The organism is Gardnerella sp. KA00127, from assembly GCF_049244125.1.
Classification (GTDB): Bacteria; Actinomycetota; Actinomycetes; order Actinomycetales; family Bifidobacteriaceae; genus Bifidobacterium; species Bifidobacterium swidsinskii.
Genome location: NZ_CP058377.1, coordinates 107,785 through 127,485 on the forward strand (window position 1 = coordinate 107,785; position 19,701 = coordinate 127,485).

At 40.9% G+C, this 19,701-nt stretch carries 12 protein-coding genes and 1 tRNA gene; 8 read left to right on the forward strand and 5 right to left on the reverse strand.

The window, feature by feature from the left end:
- Positions 1–8: 8 nt before the first annotated feature.
- The 3 genes from HXT48_RS00445 (at position 9) to HXT48_RS00455 (ending at position 2,676) form a co-directional block, all read left to right on the forward strand.
- Positions 9–1,487: an FAD-dependent oxidoreductase gene (locus tag HXT48_RS00445; RefSeq protein ID WP_421793081.1), complete on the forward strand. Its 1,479-nt coding sequence runs from the start codon at positions 9–11 to the stop codon at positions 1,485–1,487.
- Positions 1,488–1,592: 105 nt separating this feature from the next.
- Positions 1,593–2,471 (forward strand): M48 family metalloprotease, encoded by an 879-nt coding sequence (locus HXT48_RS00450; RefSeq protein WP_004109459.1) that lies wholly within the window; start codon positions 1,593–1,595, stop codon positions 2,469–2,471.
- A 131-nt stretch (positions 2,472–2,602) separates the two neighbouring features.
- Positions 2,603–2,676: transfer RNA gene (locus HXT48_RS00455), tRNA-Gly, on the forward strand.
- Between the two features lie 68 nt (positions 2,677–2,744).
- Here HXT48_RS00455 and HXT48_RS00460 read toward each other — a convergent pair.
- Positions 2,745–5,414: a Rib/alpha-like domain-containing protein gene (locus HXT48_RS00460; protein WP_421793082.1), complete on the reverse strand. Its 2,670-nt coding sequence runs from the start codon at positions 5,412–5,414 to the stop codon at positions 2,745–2,747.
- Positions 5,415–5,759: 345 nt separating this feature from the next.
- Positions 5,760–6,938: a lipase family protein gene (locus HXT48_RS00465; protein WP_012913676.1), complete on the reverse strand. Its 1,179-nt coding sequence runs from the start codon at positions 6,936–6,938 to the stop codon at positions 5,760–5,762.
- Positions 6,939–7,291: 353 nt separating this feature from the next.
- On the opposite strand from HXT48_RS00465, the gene ahpC reads away from it, so the two are divergent.
- The 3 genes from ahpC to HXT48_RS00480 all read left to right on the forward strand — a co-directional run bounded on the left by ahpC (position 7,292) and on the right by HXT48_RS00480 (position 10,601).
- Positions 7,292–7,855 (forward strand): alkyl hydroperoxide reductase subunit C, encoded by a 564-nt coding sequence (gene ahpC / locus HXT48_RS00470; protein ID WP_012913675.1) that lies wholly within the window; start codon positions 7,292–7,294, stop codon positions 7,853–7,855.
- Positions 7,856–7,984: 129 nt separating this feature from the next.
- On the forward strand, positions 7,985–9,658 hold the full coding sequence (gene ahpF, locus HXT48_RS00475; RefSeq protein WP_102155589.1) for an alkyl hydroperoxide reductase subunit F: 1,674 nt from the start codon (positions 7,985–7,987) through the stop codon (positions 9,656–9,658).
- A 40-nt stretch (positions 9,659–9,698) separates the two neighbouring features.
- Positions 9,699–10,601 (forward strand): LysR substrate-binding domain-containing protein, encoded by a 903-nt coding sequence (locus tag HXT48_RS00480; protein ID WP_004109449.1) that lies wholly within the window; start codon positions 9,699–9,701, stop codon positions 10,599–10,601.
- Between the two features lie 178 nt (positions 10,602–10,779).
- On the opposite strand, the gene trpB is transcribed toward HXT48_RS00480, so the two are convergent.
- The 3 genes from trpB to HXT48_RS00495 all read right to left on the reverse strand — a co-directional run bounded on the left by trpB (position 10,780) and on the right by HXT48_RS00495 (position 16,408).
- Positions 10,780–11,973, reverse strand: coding sequence for a tryptophan synthase subunit beta (gene trpB, locus HXT48_RS00485; RefSeq protein WP_064621760.1), 1,194 nt, complete (start codon positions 11,971–11,973; stop codon positions 10,780–10,782).
- Between the two features lie 575 nt (positions 11,974–12,548).
- Positions 12,549–13,130 (reverse strand): dCTP deaminase, encoded by a 582-nt coding sequence (gene dcd / locus HXT48_RS00490; RefSeq protein WP_004119774.1) that lies wholly within the window; start codon positions 13,128–13,130, stop codon positions 12,549–12,551.
- Between the two features lie 287 nt (positions 13,131–13,417).
- On the reverse strand, positions 13,418–16,408 hold the full coding sequence (locus HXT48_RS00495; protein WP_421793083.1) for a cation-translocating P-type ATPase: 2,991 nt from the start codon (positions 16,406–16,408) through the stop codon (positions 13,418–13,420).
- A 226-nt stretch (positions 16,409–16,634) separates the two neighbouring features.
- Between HXT48_RS00495 and rlmB the strand changes: the two genes are divergently transcribed.
- Both rlmB and HXT48_RS00505 read left to right on the forward strand, forming a co-directional pair.
- Positions 16,635–17,630 carry a 23S rRNA (guanosine(2251)-2'-O)-methyltransferase RlmB gene (rlmB, locus tag HXT48_RS00500; protein WP_012914562.1) on the forward strand — a complete coding sequence of 332 codons (996 nt, stop codon included), beginning with the start codon at positions 16,635–16,637 and terminating at the stop codon, positions 17,628–17,630.
- 130 nt (positions 17,631–17,760) lie between these two features.
- Positions 17,761–19,566: a hypothetical protein gene (locus tag HXT48_RS00505; protein WP_076003115.1), complete on the forward strand. Its 1,806-nt coding sequence runs from the start codon at positions 17,761–17,763 to the stop codon at positions 19,564–19,566.
- Positions 19,567–19,701: the final 135 nt, after the last annotated feature.

The following is a 19,701-nucleotide window of genomic DNA, read 5'->3' on the forward strand; positions in this document are numbered from 1 at the left end:
GGATAATAATGAAAAAAAATAATTTAAGCGAAAATATTTCACGAGAAACATCTCAACTGCGTATTGCTGTAATAGGAGCAGGTCCTGCAGGAGTGTACTCTTCCGATATCTTCTTACGTCAGATTGCAAAGCGTGGAGAAGAATTGGGATTAGGCTCTAGCGCTCGCATTGATCTTTTTGAAAAATTGCCAGTGCCTTTCGGCTTAGTGCGTTACGGAGTAGCTCCTGACCATCCAAGTATCAAATTTATTGCGGATGCGCTTGAAAAGACGCTTGATAATCCAAATATTCATCTTTATGCAAATGTTGAATTTGGTAAAGATATTGCATTAGAAGATTTACTTCATAGATATGATGCTGTGTTATTTGCAACGGGTGCTGTGAAAGATAGGTCTCTTCGAGGAGTTTCAGGTGCCGATTTAGACGGAGTGTATGGAGCTGCAAAATTCGTAGAATGGTACGATGGATACCCAACTAGCAATCGAGAATGGCCGCTTGAAGCCAAGGAAGTAGCTGTTATTGGTGGCGGAAATGTGGCAATGGATGTTGCTCGTGAGCTTTTACGAGATCCTGATTATTTGCGCGCTCATACGGATATTCCAGACGATGTGTATGAAGGATTGAAACAAAATCGCACTCAAACTTTACATCTATTTATTCGACGAGGTGTAGCTCAAGCGAAATTCTCAGTGCAAGAATTGCGTGAAATGGAAAAGTTACAGGGTGTGCAAATAATTATTAACGAAGATGATTTTGAACTTGACGATGAGACTATTGAAGTAGCCGGTAACGATAAGCTCACGCGTCAAATGGTTGAGGAGCTTTTCGCTATTCGCGATATGGCTGAAGACATGGAAGATGGCGGAAACGTTGATTTTGAGGGGAAGCCAGCCAACAAACGCTATATTATCCACTTCAACTGTGCGCCGGTAGAAATTCTTGGTGAAGATGGACATGTGAAGGCAATACGAGTTGAGCGCACGACTACAAGCGCCGATGGCAAAATGACTCGTACTGGAGAGTTCGAGGAATACGCCGTTCAAGCTGTATACCATGCCATTGGCTACCATCCTGCAGAAGTTGCAGGTATTGCTTACGACGAAAAGCGTACTTTGCTTGCAAATATTGATGGGCGCTTAGTGGAGTCTGTAGAAAATGGCGAAGTTCGTGAGCGATTGTATGCAACTGGCTGGGCTAAGCGTGGGCCGGTAGGATTAATCGGCTCTACAAAATCTGATGCTCTTTTGATTGTTAATAATATGCTTGAAGATTTATCTAAAGCTGGCAATGCTGGGCGAATCGCACCTGATCGCGATGAAAATTCTATAGATAAATTATTGGCAGAAAAGGGCATTAAACCAATTGATTACGCCGGTTGGAAGCGAGTTGACTCTTATGAGCGTGAACTTGGAGCCAATGAGCAGAGAACTCGAAAGAAAGTTGTTTCAGCTTCTGAACTTGTAAATATTGCTTTAGGTAGCAAATAATGCCCTAAATAAACTGAAAATATTACTTAGTATTTAAGTTTGTAGTTAGTAAATACGCAGTATATATTCAGAAAAATTTAAGTTCGCATTATTAAGATAGCTCATATGTTGAAAGGCTTGAGAATACACTATGGCAGCTTAAAAGCCGCACTATTTTTTGTTGTTGTGTGGCTTTTTCTTGCCTTATGTTGGGTTCTTACTGGCTCGCATCTGTCTTCACTAATATGGTTCATTATTCCTGGTATTGCATTTAGTGTTTTTGCTTATTGGTGCTCAAGTAAGCTTGCGATTATTGCTATGCATGCTACAGAGGTTAGTGAAGAAGAAGAGCCTGTGCTTTACGCAATGGTCAGAGATTTGTCTGCTCGAATTGGTAAACCTATGCCGCGAGTAATGGTTTCTCCCTACGAAAGTCCTAATGCTTTTGCAACTGGTAGAAGTGAGCGTCATGCGAGTATATGTTGTACTCGTGGTTTGATTAATATTCTTAACGAGCGCGAGTTACGTAGTGTTATTGGTCATGAATTAACTCATATTTATAATCATGATATTCTCGCTTCTTCGCTGGCTACTGCTACAGCAACAGTATTAACGTACGTTGGTTCTTGGCTTGTTTATGTCGGTGATACATATCGTCGTGATATTCGCAAGTATTGCAAATTTATTGGTAAGTTTTTGAATATTTTATTCGCTCCTGTTGCTTCTGTTATTATCAATGCAATTATTCCTGGTTCGCGTGAATTTGACGCAGATAAGGGAAGTAGTGAAATTACTGGAGATTTTGCTGCGCTTGCTTCCGCGCTTAATAAAATTACTTACGGCATGCAGCTTCACGAGATGAAATCTACTGCTGGATTGCAGGCTGTTGCTTCTTTGATGATTATTTGTCCATGGAATAATAACGCTCCTGCGCTTGTGCGTTTGTGTACTGCGCGTCCTACTGTTCAGGATAGGATTGGGCGTTTAATGAGCATTGCTGCATGAATATTTTGTTTGTTGAACTTGCTTGTCTTGTTTATTGAGTTCATAAACTGATTCCTAAATATTGAAGCGGTAAGCTGTGCATGATACCCTTAGATGGTTGTTGAAACTAGTTTGCTTTTAAGTTACAGCATGCGGATGTAGTTCATCGGTAGAATGGAAGCTTCCCAAGCTTCAGAGGCGGGTTCGACTCCCGTCATCCGCTCCATTCAGATTGTAAAATTGTATAAGTTGTAGTTTTTGTACATTGGATGTATAAAAACTACAACTTACGCGTTAGTTAAACTTTCTTTTTCTTGCAATTGTCACGATTGTGCTAACAAACAGCATTAATGCAACGCTAAGTACAATTGGAATTATTTGTATTCCAGTACGAGGGAGTGCATTATTGGCTATTGTGGATTGTTTGTGTAAATGAGGGTCTTTCTTTACTAAAGTATTCGTCCACGCAACTTGTTTACCGTTTTCGTCAATAAGGACAATCGTATGATTGCCTTTATATTCTTCTGGGATAACTACGTCGAATACAATTCTGCCATATTCATTAATGTGAACTGTTACATATTTCATTCCATTTGCGCTATAAAGAAGTTTAGGGTTGGAATATATGTAGGCATAAGCTTTTACTGCTTTTTCTAGTTGTAATCTGCGCATGAATTCTGATGTTGCATTTACTGTAACAGTGATATGGTTATTTTTTCCCGCATAAGCAATGTTATTATTCCCGACGGTGAGAGTGTTGCACAACGCTGGAAGTAAATCTGCAATACTCTTTGGTGCTGATGGAATCTGTTGCTGTAATGTGTGTGATTCTGAGTTTGCGTTAAGCTCTATGTGGTTTTCGCGCATAGAATCGTTACTAACTGCAGGAGTTTGTAGAGTTTTGGAAGGATGTGTTGGTTCGGGAAATCCCATGCTTGGAATTTCCTTATGGTCTTGATCGAACTTATTAGTCTGTGGGGTTGTGCTATTTGCAGACTTATCAGGTTCGCCATTGCTAGAGTGTTCACTGTTGTCAGAATGAGATTCTGGTGTTGGTGGAACAGGTTGTGACTCTGGTTTAGGCGCAGGCGTTGGTTCCGGTGTTGGTGGTACAGGTGTCGGAGGTACGGGAGTTGGTGTTGGAGTTGGTGTCACTGGCGTCGCTGGTGTTAGCTCGACCCATGGTGTTGATTTCTTTGCAGGAATTAACTCGGCCCACGTAATACTCTTTTTAGCTGGGTTTAGTGGTGTTGCTGGAATGATTTCTACAACGTGAGCTTTAAGAGTTACTTTCTGTTTTGCTTTGTTTGCAAAGGTTATTTCTATGATAAATGTTGTTTCTCCAGTGTTTGTTGTGTTTGGTTGTTTTACAACTTGTACTGTGCTGTTTTCTGGTAAGTTTTTTAAGTATGGTTTGAAGTCGAAATTATCGGGGATTTTATTGTCTTTTTTGACTTCTATTTTCTTGCCAGGTTCAGCAGTAACATTTGGAAGTTCCTCGATATTAGCCAATCGTTTATGAATGGTTATTGGAACTATAATAGTTTTTAATATTCTACCAGATAGTACGAGTAGTATTTTCCCTTCGTAGTTGCCGCATTGAGAAGTGTCAATTTTGTCGTATTCTGTAATGTCTGTAATGGTAGAGCCTTGCGGTATATCGTTAGGATTAAGAAGATGCTTTATTGTTGTGCCTTTTGGCAATGGATCATTTTCCATAATGTCAATATTCGTAATTTTAGGTTCGAAAGCTTGTTCGTCAGTTTTAATAACTGGTTCGTTAACTAATCCGTCGAGTGCATCAATTTTGCGACCGGTTCCCTCAATTTTATTGCGTTCGCCAACTGTGAATCCTTGGAAAGCATTCATTCTAGGCTCAAAGTAGCTTCTGGATCCATGACCGGCTCCAGAACTTCCTACGCTTATTGCACCTTCGAAATTTCCTATTCCGCCTATTACTGTATCGTTATCAACTTTATAATGAACGGCATAACCTTCTTTAGTTAGTTTATCGCCAAAATCAGATGTTTCCCAAAGCCATCTGTTGAATATATTACCTTTGATTCTCGGAGCGTTAAAAGTATAAGCTTTAATATTAAAAGTTGCGCCACTACTTTTAGCTCGAATTAAGGCTCTTTGTGCTAAGTACCCACCTAAAGAGTGACCTGTAACATATAAATTGCTTACAGTGTTCTTTTGTTTATATTCATCAATTAATTTATCTATATCAGCAGCTTGGCCTGGGTTTGAGCCAGTTCCAAGCAAGACATCATTCCATACATCTGTTGCGCCTTTAGTGCCGCGAATTGCTAATACTTGCACGCCGTTTTGCTTAATAAATGGGTACGCAGGATTCACATTTTCAAAAAGGATAGCGTCAAACCCACTCCCGAAGTGGTAGGTTTCCTTAACTTTCCAGAATGGTGCAAGCTCGTTGTGCATAAGGCGGTACTCATTGCGATTTTCATAAATAATCCTGAGCGGTTTTGAGTAGTCAAGTACTTCTTTGACGTAGCTGTCTTCCCTATACACAAGCTCCATAAAAAGCGCCATATCGCGAGGGCTAATATCCCACCTGCGAGGATTGCTATCGTTTTTGTCATCTAATCCGTCGCCGTCGGTGTCCTTAATAAGTGGATGCGAATTATATCCGTAATATGTGCGTCCGTTTTTTACGTAAGTGTAAAGCTCTTCGCTGTTCTTCAGACCGTCGCCGTCGCTATCTTGATCTGGATCTAGCGCGGCTTTATGGTAAAGCAAAGAATCAATCTGATTATTTTCCAAACGAATTCGACCAGTAGAAATGTCGTGAGCGGTTTGTGCGGTAAGAGGTACGTGCACTGGTGATGTTTCTTCTGCCGCTGCGGTTGTTGCTAGCGAAGGTATGTAAACCAGCGATGAAATGATCAAACCAAAAGTTAATACAATTCCACTAATTGTGTGAACGGTACTTACTTTTCTCATACTGCTATTCCTTACTTTTTGTACAGACTTCTACTTTATTTTGAAAATATTTTTGCGAGCAGCACAACAGATTTAGCTCAACGTGTTGGTTTTATCAGATTTAACAACTTTATAAAATTGTATCTAGTTGAATCAGATAATTTTAATAAGTACCAAAAGTTAATACTTAAGCTGATGCGGTGTAATAGGAAAGAATTTCATTAGATTAATTGATATAGGAAAAGCACTGAGCTACTTGTGATATTAATGAATCATCGGTAAATCAGCACTTAGCTTATTGTTAATAAATTACACGAGATAGCTATCTATTGCTGGTGCTAATTAATAATCATTAATTAGCAGTAATTAGAACGTGCGAACATCGTAGAAGTTGTTAAGTTCTTCCATCCAACGTCCAGTGCCAGAAATATCTCCTCTAGTACCTACGGTGAAACCTGGGAAATTGTTCATACGGGCCTCAAGATAGCTTCGAGAGCTATGTCCTTGCGCAGAATTGCTGACGCTTATAGCTCCAGCAAAATTGCCAACAGAACGAATAACCTTGTCGTTGTCTACTTTGTAATGAACAGCGTAACCTTCTCGAGTGAGCTTATCGCCAGTATTGGCGACGGCACGCAACCAACGGTTGAAAATATTTCCCCAAATTTGTGGTGAATTGAATGTGTAAATTTTCTTAATCCAGTTGTAGCCTTTGCCTTTAGCACGAATTAAAGCACGCTGTGCAAGATATCCTCCGAGGGAATGTCCGGTAATATACAAATTGCTAACAGTATTTTCGCGACCATAACGCTCAATCAACTGCTCAACATCTTTAGCTTGATCTGGGTTATGACCTACAGCTATTGCAAAATCATCATCGTAATCATTAAATTGGGAAGTTCCACGAATTGCTAGTACTTGAACAGTGCCTTGTTCTAAGAATGGGTATGGACTTACATTTTCAAACAAAACAGCATCAAATCCTCCCCTTTTGTGGTAGGTTTCCTTAACTTTCCAGAATGGTGCAAGCTCGTTGTGCATAAGGCGGTACTCACTGCGATTTTTGTAAATGTCGTGAAGCGGTTTAGTGTAATCGAGTACCTTATTTATGTAATTATCATCTCGATAAGAAAGTTCAGAGAATAAAGCCATATCGCGAGGACTAATATCCCACCTGCGAGGATTGCTGTCTTGATTATCTGGAATACCATCGCCATCGGTATCGTTCATCATAGGGTGAGAATTGTACCCATAATAAGTCTTACCGTCTTTAGTGTAAGTGTAAATTTCCTGACTATTAGTTAAGCCGTCACCATCTAAATCAGCTTGTGGATCAAGAGGCTTCTTGTGATATAAAGACATATCCAAAGCCCCAGGTAAATCTAAGCCTATAGTTCCATTTGCGATTTGTTTAGCTGTTTCAGCAGTAAGTGGAGTTTTTGCATAATTATCTGCGGTTGTTGCCATTGCTGGCATTGCGAAAGCAGATAGGCTCAAGAGCATGCATAGGCTAGTTAAAAACCCTGTTACTGCATTGCGTTTCATAGTATCCTCCCATATTTTGTTTAGTTTTGTAGTCAACAAATGTATAGGACGACTGTTTACGATTTGTAGCACCTCTTTGTTAACTACGTGCGTTATATAAATTAATCGAAATTTATTTTGCCGCCACAATTGCTATTCTACACAGTTCATCAATTGTATAGTCTACATAAACAAAAGTCCATACTTCTAAATAAATGTTGTTGCTCCTTTTTTGTTTACTAAAATCATTGACGATGTGTATAAGAGTCATAGAAAACATCTATATAACTAGAATTATCAATAGCCATAATCTATTCTTAATAATGAAAATAAAAGCGCAACGAAGGCGCAAATGACCTATTTAGGAGAATGATATGAGTTTAATGAACACACATATTCTTCCATTCAAAGTAAATGGTTATAAGAATGGCGAATTTGTTGAAGTAAGTGATACTGATGTTCTTGGCAAATGGGCAATTTTCTTCTTCTATCCAGCTGATTTTTCATTCGTATGCCCAACTGAATTGGAAGATCTTGCAAACCACTATGAGGAATTGCAAAAGCTAGGCGTTGAAGTTTACTCAGTCTCTACGGATACACATTTTGTACACAAAGCATGGCATGACGATTCTGAAGCAATTGCAAAAGTAAAGTACACTATGTTGGGTGATCCTTCCGGAGCTCTTTCGCGTAATTTTGACGCTTGGAATCAAGAATCCGGTTTAGCTCACCGAGCTACATTCCTCGTGAATCCGCAAGGTGTGATTCAGTTCTTTGAGATGACCGCAGACGGAATTGGTCGTAACGCCGACGAGCTGCTTCGTAAAGTTAAAGCAGCACAGTATATTGCAGCGCACCCAGGCGAAGTTTGCCCAGCAAAATGGGAGCAGGGCGAAGAAACCTTGGAACCTTCTATCGATTTAGTCGGCAAAATCTGATTTTTGCAATTAAATATTAAAGAATATTTTTTTAAAGAATCATCTCAATGCGTAGGGAGCTACGTTCATAGTTTCCTACGCATTTCTCTTATTTTTGCTTGTGACTAAAATTGCGGAAGGAAGTAAACTATGTCTTTGTTGAATGCATCATTAACTGCTCAGCTTTCAGAATTACTAAAAAAGATGGTATCTAAAATAGAAATCATTTCTTACGTTGATAATTCTGAAACATCTCAAAAAGTTAAATCCTTACTGGAAGAAGTATCTCAGCAAAGTGACAAAATCAGTATTTCTGAAGTAAATAATAATGAAATTAGCAATGTAAAGCGTAAGCCAAGCTTTGAATTGCGTAGAAAACTAGATAATCCAGTAAATGGAGAATCTACTGTATCGGTTAGTTTTGCGGGATTGCCTTTAGGGCACGAATTCAGCTCTTTAGTACTAGCACTTCTACAAGTAAGTGGCTATGCGCCAAAAATTAGTGATGAGCAACGCGATGCAATACTAAAGCTTGGTTCACACAATGTGACAACATACATGTCGGTAATTTGCCTGAATTGCCCAGAAGTTGTGCAATCGCTTAACACCATTTCTATTATTAACCCTAAAATCCAGCATACTGTAGTTGAAGGTAGCGCTTTCCGTGAAGAAGTAGATAAACTCGGTGTAATGAGCGTGCCAGCAGTTTTTGAAAATGGCAAACTTATTTCCTCCGGACGGGCAGGAATTGACGAACTTGTATCTGTGCTCGCAGAACAAGAAAAATCTGTTGAGCAAAATGAGAATGGCAATAATGGTAATAGCGTTTCTTCGGCAAATGTTGCGCTCGCAGAAAAAATGAATTCGCAAAATCCATACGATATTGTTATTGCTGGCGGCGGTCCTGCTGCTTCTGCTGCCGCAATTTACACTGCTCGTAAGGGTTTGCGTACAGCTATGATTATGGATCATCGTGGCGGACAGGTTGTAGAAACTGAAAGTATTGAAAATCATATTTCCCAAACGCATACGACTGGTTCTCAACTAGCAGCAGATTTAACTAAGCATATTTCGCAATACGATATTGACGTATTTACTCCTGATTGGGCAGACTCGCTCGATTTATCTAAGGAACCATATGGGTTGCATACTATTCATGCGCGTTCTGGTGGATCTTTGAAAGCGCGTGCAGTGATTATTGCAACTGGTGCGACTTGGCGTACGTTGGGTATTCCAGGAGAAGATGAGTATAGGAATAGAGGCGTATCATTCTGCCCTCATTGCGACGGTCCACTTTTCAAAGATAAGAATGTTGTCGTTGTTGGCGGCGGAAATTCTGGCGTTGAAGCTGCTATCGATTTAGCAGGAGTTGCAAAACATGTGACGGTGGTTGAGTTCATGGATGTACTTAAAGCGGATCAAGTATTGCTTAATGCTTTGCATAAATTACCTAACACTGAAGTTATTACAAGTGCTGCCGTAAGTAGTATTGAAGGTAATGGTAGTAAAGTTACTGCAATACGTTACATAGATCGCAATAAAGCAGACGATGATGAAAACAGAGAACATATTGTTGAAACTGATGGGGTTTTTGTGCAAATTGGTTTAGCTCCGAATACTCGTTGGCTTGTAAATAATATTTCTCTCAATAATCGAGGAGAAATTATTACGAATCGCGCTGGATGCACTGATACTCCGGGTGTTTTTGCTGCTGGAGATTGTTCAGACGAACCGTATAAGCAGATTGTTACAGCGTATGGTTCTGGAGCCAATGCTGCGTTATCTGCATTTGACTATCTTATCCGCAGCCCGCAAAATAAATAATTTATAAAATTTATTATGCAATAAACAATGGGGGCGTCTTATGAATATTAGAGCGTTAGAATATCTAATAGCTTTTGCACAAGAAGGAAGCTTTACCAAGGCGGCTGTTCGTATGCGCGTCTCTCAGCCTACTCTTTCAACGCAAATTAAAAAACTTGAAGAGACTTTAGACGTAGAACTTATTGAGCGCACTCCCGGGAAACAAATCTTAACTCCTGCTGGGAGGGAAGTGGTTTATTACGCTAAACGTATTCAGGCAGATATGTCACGTATTCGACAAGCTGCAAGACGCTCAGAAGATCCATGGTCATCTACAGTAGTTTTGGGTGTGTTCCCAACGTTAGGACCATACTTACTTCCAAGAATTATGCCTGCACTCAGGCGTTTAAAACCAAAACTTACTATTCGTTTTATAGAAGAAAAATCAGCGAAACTTATTGATTTGCTAGATAGTGGTCAAGTCGACGCAGTTATATTAAGCGAAAGTTTGAATGCGCCTTCAATAAAAGTGTGTCATGTTTTTGACGAAGATTTTCTTCTTGCGACTTCTACAAATTCTTTGCTAGGACACGAGAGTAAACCAATTGAACTTTCAGATTTGTCTACTCAGAAAGTGCTTTTACTAGAAGATGGGCATTGTATGCGTAGAAGCATGCTCGATGTATGCCAAAAAGTGGGGGCGAAGCAATCAGAATTTAGGGCAACGTCGTTAGAAACTTTGCGATATATGGTTGTAGGTAGCAAAGATGTGACATTATTGCCGCGTCTTGCAACTGTACCTCCAATTGTGCAACCAGTTGGTTTGATGTTGCGTGAGTTTAAGAATCCTAAACCTTATCGATCGTTATATTTGAATTGGCGCGCAGCTTCTCCAGTAGACAAAATTATGGAAGGATTGTGCACAATAATTAGTTCAGCATGCTCTGATTTGCATAAAAAATAAGTGGGATATTCTGCTTAAAAATAAAAATAAAAATAAAAATAAAAATAGGCACTTCTGTATGCTATGTTAGCTACAGAAGTGCCATGTTCTTCTTCTCTTACTTTTTATTCTCACTTTATTTTGAGAATTATCTGCCTCGTTTTATTTGCTGTGTTTTATTTGTTGCTAAATTAATGATTTATAATTCAATTCCAAGATAGCGTGCTACTTGATTCACATCCTTATCTCCACGGCCGGAAACTGTTACTAAAACAATGTCATCCTTACTCATCTTTGGAACCATCTTCATAGCTTGTGCTATTGCATGTGAGCTTTCCAAAGCTGGGATGATTCCTTCAACTCTAGAAAGTGCGCGAAAAGCTTGAACTGCTTCATCATCAGTGATTGCGTAGTATTCTGCGCGACCAGAATCCTTTAAATATGAGTGTTCTGGGCCGACTCCAGGGTAATCCAATCCCGCAGAAATAGAGTAGGCTGGAAGCTCGTTACCGTCATCATCCATAAGAACATAAGTTTTCATGCCATCCGTAATGCCAACTTTTCCATTCGTCATAGTAGCAGCATTTTGAGGAGTATCAGCGCCTTTACCTGCGCCTTCAGCACCAATCAATCGTACAGACAGATCATCAATATATGCTGCAAAAGAACCAATTGCATTAGAACCGCCACCAATGCAAGCAATTACAGCATTCGGCAATCTGCCTTCCTTTTCTAGGATTTGCCTTCTCGACTCTTTGCTAATAACGCTTTGAAAATCGCGAACCATTTGTGGATAAGGGTAAGGTCCCACTGCGGAACCAACGATGTAGAAGGTATCATCCAAGTGCTGTGCATAATCCATAAATGCTGCAGTTACAGCATCTTTTAAAGTTTTTGTGCCTTCTTGAACAGCATGAACTTTTGCACCGAGCAAAGTCATTCTAAAAACGTTAAGTTTTTGGCGTTCGCAATCAAGTGCGCCCATAAAAATTTCGCATTCCATGCCGAATCGTGCTGCTGCAGCAGCAGTGGCAACGCCATGCTGACCGGCTCCGGTTTCAGCGATAATGCGCTTTTTACCCATGCGCTGAGCGAGTAAAATTTGTCCGAGAACATTATTCATTTTGTGAGCGCCGAGATGGTTTAAATCTTCGCGCTTTAAATATACTTTTGCGCCGCCTAAATATTTTGTGAAAGATTCAGCATAGTATAAAGGTGTTTCGCGACCGTCGTAATCTTTTAATAATCCAGCTAATTCATTGCGGAACTCTGAATCGTCTTTGTATTGTAAGTAAGCTGCTGCTACTGCGTCGAGTGCTGGACGAATCATATCTGGTACGTACTGTCCGCCAAATTCACCGTAATACATATTTTGTTCAACTGCGTTTACCATAATTTTGCCCTTCTTGTGCGTGCCGAGGAAATCGGCATTAAGTTTGTTCTTTATTATTTTTATGTCGATTATTTTGTAAATTTGAAGGGCGTGTGCTCAGATAACAAAAAAGCTGGATGGCAGCTTATATGCCATTCAGCTCAAATAATGTTGATGATGAATCCGGCATAGCCCCGTTGATTGTTTAAAATCAGCAAGCCCACACCGATATGTGAACTCGCTTTTAACTACGCCAGCTGCGCCAGAAACGAGTATTCATGTTCATCAACCTCCAATCTTGTTGCACAAGTTTAGCCTTAGCTGTGACAATGTCAACCTTTTAGTGTTAATTCGGCGTTTCGTGCAGAAAAAATTTAACCCCGGCGTCTATGCGCCGGGGAAATAAAGGAGAGAAGAAAAGAATAAGTTTTAGGTGCTCTGCACCTGTCTTTTTGTCGACAATATTATATAATCACACTATTCTGAGCAGAACAGTAACGCTAACTGATAATTACCTGAGAATTATCTACTTTTCTTCTAAATCTTGCTATTTTAGGAATTACTTTTCTAAAAACGGAATCATTTTTCTAAAAATATTATTCGCTTAAATCAGCGCGATAGAAATGCTCATACGAACGTGACGGAGTTGGACCGCGCTGACCTTGATAGTGCGATCCGTTAACGGCTGAACCGTATGGGTTTTCACATGGTGAGCTTAACTGGAAGAAACACATTTGACCAATCTTCATGCCAGGCCAAAGTTTAACTGGCAAAGTGCTAACGTTTGAAAGCTCCAAAGTAATATGACCTTCAAAACCTGGATCAATGAAGCCAGCTGTGGAATGTGTCAAAATACCAAGACGACCAAGCGAGCTTTTGCCTTCCAAACGTGCAGCAATAGTAGCGTCAAGTTTTACATACTCCCACGTAGCGCCGAGTGCGAACTCTCCAGGATGAAGAATCCATGGCTCGTCAGGAGCTACCTCGAACTGTTCTGTAAGTTCACCCTGATTTTCTGCAGGATCAACATACGTGTAAGCATGGTTGTTAAATAAGCGGAAAAATCGGTCAAGACGTACGTCAATTGACGCTGGCTGTACCATTTCCGGAGTCCACGGGGTCAAATCAATATGACCCTCATCATGAGCTTTGAGAATGTCGCGATCAGACAACAGCATGACGTCAAATCTCCTTGTGATGTATCAACACATAAACAACTTCATTGTTCGCACGAAATATTTTGTTGCTTATTTTGTACGAAAATTGCAATACAGACAATTGTAGCGCGTGCCGCGGTCTGTGATTATGATGCAAGCTATTTCCTGAAAACAAATAAATATTCATGAGCAATCAGCAAAAAATTTTATAGAAAATAAAAACACAAAACGCGGCACAGAAACGTAGGTTATGTAAAAAACTACGTACTGTACCGCGTATTTGCAAAACAGCTTAATAATGTATTTTATTAAGCGGCAATAGTTAAGGCGTTCGCTGCTTTACGTTTTGCAATGAAACGAAGCGCGCATTTACGCAATTCGGAAGCAATTAACACGACCATTGAAAGACCAAGGCACTCGAACCATTCCGTTACACTCAAAGGAACAGTGCCAAATGGCTCATTCAAGAACGGTATGTAAATTACAGCCAACTGAAGCACAATAGAAACTGCTATAGCACCCCAAAGCCAACGATTTGCAAATAAGCCTACAAATACGCTTTGTGAGTCTGAACGAGATGCTAACGCATTCAGCATTTGCGCAAACACAAGAATTGTAAAGCCCATTGTGCGAGCGTGAGTAAGCTGAGCAGCGTGATCCATAATTCCAACAGAACGGTCTGTAAAGAATCCGCCTGCCAAATGCATATCCATACCGATTAACGTAATAGCAGCCATGATTATGCCGATAAATACAATATCTCCCCACATTCGTCGGTCAATAACGCTATCGGTAAGCTTTCGGGGCTTTCGATCCATTACGTCGTCAGTTTGCGGATCAACGCCCATCGCGAGTGCAGGAGCTGCATCCGTAAGCAAGTTAATCCACAAAAGCTGAGTTGCAAGCAAAGGCAAAGTTACACCAACAGAGTTTGGCTGTGTAATTCCCAGTGCGCCAGCGAAAACAACGCCGCCGAAAACAGTACAAACTTCGCCAACGTTAGAACTGAGCAAGTATCGCAAGAATTTACGAATATTGTCGAAAATTCCGCGACCTTCGCGCACTGCTGCAACAATTGTAGAGAAGTTATCGTCAGCCAAAATCATCTTGGCAGACTCTTTAGTTACTTCTGTACCAGTAATGCCCATAGCAACGCCAATATCGGCAGACTTTACGGCTGGAGCATCGTTTACGCCGTCACCAGTCATAGCAACAATGTTTCCTTGACGTTGAAGCGAAGAAACGATAGCTAACTTGTGCTCAGGGGCTACTCGCGCGTACACGCTAGTTTTACTGATAGCTTCATCAAAAGCAATATTATCGTCGTTGCGTGAAAGCAATTCGTCAAGTTCGTCGCCTGTAAGTGCATGCTCATCTTTTCCAATAATTCCAAGATCTCGAGCAATACGCGTAGCCGTAAGAGGATGGTCGCCTGTAATCATAACAGTACGGATTCCAGCGCGATGAGCTTGAGCTACACTATCTCGAACTTCAATTCGCGGAGGATCAATAATTCCAACCATACCATTCCAAATCAAATCAGATTCTAGTACGTCACTTTGTTCCGCAACGTCCGCGATTTGACCTGCAGCGTTAGAAACCATGCCATCAACTTTTGAAAGACTATCGACTCCAAGCGGCCTATAAGCTATTCCAAGCGTGCGGTAGGCTTCTCCAGAAAGACGTTCAACAGTTGCTAAAATATCTTCGCGATCGCCGTCAGTAAGCGGACGCACGGCACCAGCTACTGCAATACGCGTGCAATAAGAAAGCAGCACGTCCGGAGCGCCCTTAGCGCAAACAATCAGATTTCCAGAATCCGAACCATCTTTAACAACAACAGACATACGTTTGCGTTCAGAAGTAAAAGGTACTTCCGCAACTCGAGTCAAATGAGCGTAACGTTTGTCCGCTTTTGTTTTACGAGCTGCTACTATTAGCGAAACTTCTGTAGGGTCTCCCACGGGCTGCCAACTTTTAGTAGTTTCGTCATAATGCAAATCGCCGTCGTTAGCCAAACATCCGGAGCCTAACGCGCCTAATACTTCTGTAGCAAGATTTTGTGGTACTGCTAAATCTGCGTCCGCAGAACCAATTAATATCATGCGTCCTTCAGGCTTGTAACCGCTTCCTGTAAGCTGAACTTCGCCGCTAGGTGTTACTACGCGTTCAACAGTCATCTCGTTTCGAGTTAAGGTGCCTGTTTTATCGGAGCAAATAACAGAAGCAGAACCAAGTGTTTCCACGGATGAAAGCTTTTTTACAACAGCATGATGCTTCACCATTCGTTGCACGCCAAGCGCAAGAACTACTGTCAAAATCGCAGCTAAACCTTCTGGAACAGCAGCAACAGCTAGGGAAACAGAAAGCAGCAGAGAATCAATAATATCTTGAATACTGTGGAAGCCTTCAATCAGCCACATGGAAGCAAGAACAACAGCTGCAATAATGCACACCGCAATTCCAAGAACTTTAGAAACGTGTACCATTTCTTTCTCGAGAGGTGTTGCTTCGTCATCTGATTTTGAAAGCATATCCGCGATTTTGCCAACTTGTGTGCGCATACCTGTAGAGGTGACTACAGCGCGACCGGTTCCTTGCGTAACAGCAGTTCCGTTGAAAACCATATTTGTGCGATCGCCTAAAGCTTTTGCAGACGAAAGCGTATTCGGACGTTTGCTTACTGCAACAGATTCGCCTGTAAGACTTGCCTCAGCTACGCGTAATGAAGCCGCTGCTATAAGTCGACCGTCTGCAGACACGGCATCTCCTTCGCCAAGCACTAAGATATCGCCTGGCACAACTTCTGCAGTATTAATGCGCACCACGCTACCATCGCGCAAAACTGAAGTTTGCGGAGCACTCATTCTAGCTAAAGCTTCGACTGCTTCTTCTGCTCGCGACTCTTGAATGTAGCCAAGCACTGCGTTTGCAATCAAAATAATGATAATTACGATTGAATCAAACGGCAGAATCTCTCCACCGCTGTTTCCTTTATGTTGTGCGCGCTCAACAAACCACGCAATTGCAGAAATAATAGTTGCTGCAATAAGCAAGTAAACGAGCGGATCTTTAAATTGATCAAGGAACCGTTTCCATGCTGGAATTTTAGGAGCAGCAGCAAGTGCATTTGGGCCGAATTGAGCAAGTCTTTTTGCGGCTTCCTCAGAGCTTAAACCGCATGTAATATCTACGTTAAGTGATTTAGCTACTTGCTGAACATCGCACAATGATGGATCTTTGCTATTAGCTGAAGAGTCAGCTGTTTTATTGGATTGATCAAGAGCGTGATCAACCATATCTTCCCCCTTGGGAGTGCCGCGGAGTAGTCAATAATCGCAATGCTAACGCTATTTTTAGCGCTTCGTATTGTAACTATTGCGCGGTTGTGGAATATTGCAATAGTTTGCAACAATTAAGTACCGTTCTATTATGCCATACAACGCGCCGAGCTTAGAATCAGCAGATTTTGCCAGCTTCAGAAAGCTATTAAACAATGCCTTGGGGGCATGTGAGAATAGGAGTATGACTACGAAAAAAGGGCCGACCAAGGGGTCGGGTGGAAAACATCGCAATGCTTTGCGCGGAAAAGGTCCTACTCCGAAGGCTGAAGATCGCGTGTATCACAAAGCTTATTTTGCTAAGAAAGCTGCTATTAAGCGCACATTTGCAGATCCGCGTTTGGCTGCGCGCCGCAGAGTGGATAAGCTTGGTAGCGATTCAGATGAGTTGGTAATTGGTCGCAATGCTGCTTTAGAGGCGTTAAGAGTTGGAGTTCCAAGCACTCAATTGTATGTGGCTAATCGCATTGAGCATGACGATCGCACGCGCGAAATCGTGAAGTTAGCAGGCATGCAGGGTTTGCGTTTGCTTGAAGCGGATCGCCTTGAAATGGATCGTATTGCGCATAGTACGAATCATCAGGGCATTATTGTGAAAGTTCAGCCTTACCAGTATCACTCTTTGCAAGAATTGGTTGAACGAGCGGAAAAGAAGGCGCGCGCAATGGAAGCTGCTGATTCAGATTCTGCTCGCATTAATGCTCGACCATTGTTTATTGCTTTGGATGGCGTTACGGATCCTCAAAATTTGGGTGCTGTTATTCGTTCTGCAGCAGCTTTCGGTGCTAATGGTGTGATTTTGCCTGAGCGCAGAAGTGCTTCCGTAACTGCTGCTGCTTGGAAGGTTTCTGCTGGTGCTGCAGCTCATTTGCCAGTTGCTAGAGTTGTTAATTTAAATAAGGCAATTCAAGGTTTGCGAGAGCGCGGATGGTATGCAATTGGTCTTGATGGCGGCGGCGATAAGCTTGTTGGAGAAACTGGCTTTGAAACTGATCCGTTAGTTGTTGTGCTCGGCTCTGAAGGTAAGGGCATGAGTCGCCTTACGAGAGAAGCGTGCGATGCTATTGCTGGAATCCCAATTTCTAGCGCGGTTGAATCTCTTAACGCTTCTGTTGCAGCAGGCATCAGTTTGTACGCTGTTGCTAACGCTCGTCGTTTGGCTGCATTGAATCAAAACTGAAATTTTCAAACTTTAAAATCACGCTTGCACTGTATTGTTACGGTGTTAGCGTGATTTTATTTGGTTGGGGCTTTGGATTTGCTGAAGTTTAGTACTTACGCAATTTTGAAAGAAATAATTAAATAGAAATATGCATATTAGCGAAAATACTATAGAAGAAAATAAAACACTTATGAACGAAAATACTGTTACAAATACAGGTACAAATACGAACACAAGTACGTCAAAAACAAAAAAAACTTTAAATGTGACAAAAACTTTAAAAACAACAAATAAATTATGGTTCGTAAAGAATGCTCGTTCACTTATTTTTATTGCATACCTATCTGTCGTCGTAGCAGTTATGTGCTTCCACGAGCCTTGGTTTGATGAAGCTCAAAGTTGGCTTATTGCACGCGATTCTTCGTTTGCTGATTTGTTAACTCTTCGCCCACATTATGAAGGCCATCCGCCGCTTTGGACTTTGCTTCTTTCCATACCTGCAAAAACAGGAGTTCCATACGAAATTGGTCTTAAAGGCGTGCAACTTCTATGCACTGCGCTTTTGGGTGGCTGGCTTATTTTCCGCGCGCCTTTTAGTAAATTGGCTGTGTTTTTGCTTCCGTTTACGTATTTTTTGTGCTTCCAATATGGCGTTACTTCACGCCCGTATGCTCTTCTTTGCGCGGTTTTGTTCATGGTTGCGCATTATTGGAAACAATCTGATTCTAAGTCTTCTGATACTTGGAAACTTGCTCTAAGTCTTGTACTTTTATGTGCAATCAGCGCGTATGGCATTGCTTTAGCAGCAGGTTTTGCTTTTGCGTGGATTTGGAGAGTTGTAAAATCTGCAGGAATTAAAAAAGCTTTCGCTGAAATAGTCTCTAACACTAACAGATTAGTAAGCTGGATAATCCTTGCTTTAGTTGGAATTGCAAGCATTATTTGCATTTGGCCTGCTGCTAACGCTTTCGCATCGCGTGAAACATTCGACGGAAATTCTCCTCTTACGCAATTCTTGTCATTTATTTTCGTTATGCCATCAGAAAGTATGTTCACTCAATTTGCCGGCGATGTTTCTTTACGTAGACTTATGCTAAGCGTACCTTCCGCGATTATTTGCGTTATTATTTCGATTTTAATATGGTCTTTCGCTGTAAGAATCGCTTATCGAAGAGGCATGCTTGTTTCTTTGATACTTCCTTACTTGACTTTTGCGGCAATTGCCACGCAATATTTCACTTTGCATCACGCAGGAATCGTTTTTGTATTCTTCGTATCTCAACTTTGGATGTGTATTGCGCGTAAGCCACTGGAATCTAAAGATATTCCGGCGATTATTTTTAGGTTGTTCAAAGCTGCAAATAAAGCTGAAAATAGCAATAGTAAATCTGCAAGTAAATCTGCCGGAAGCAAAGTTATTGCTGGCATTATTATTGTTGTTTTATTATCCCCAAGCTTGATTTGGAACGGGTATTCTTGCGTTAACGATATTCGATTCGACTATTCAGGTTCGCGCGCACTTGCGCAATTTATTAAGCAAAATCATGCTGAAAACATGCGATTCGTAACGTCTTGGCTACATCAAGATGAAAAAACGGATAAACAAGGTAATGTTATTGTTCCTGAATTTGAAGATATTCATCAATATTCGTGGCAGCTTATTACAGCAAATCCTTATTTCTCGAAGAATCTTATTGATTGCAGTTATAAGAATAGCTCGTTTATTACAAATGAGCAGCCATCTCAAGAACAGGCATCAAATGAAATGGGTGCTTGCAAAGCAAAGAAAGAACCTAAATTCTTTGTCACAGAATCAGATAAGCCTTGGTATTATTTTGTGTATTTAAACTACAATATCGACCATTATACTGAGCATACTATTGCTAAAACAAAATCATCTTGGAAAGCAGGAGTCTCAGAAGGAAGAATTATTGTATATGAGCGCAAAAAATAATTAGCGCATTTATATAATTATATTTAAATATATTTAATTACATTATGAAAATGCCCCTGCGTAAGTTAACTAACTTATTTAGGGGCATTTTTATTACAGTGTCTTACTTTTTAATAGTAAAACATGCGGTTTTAT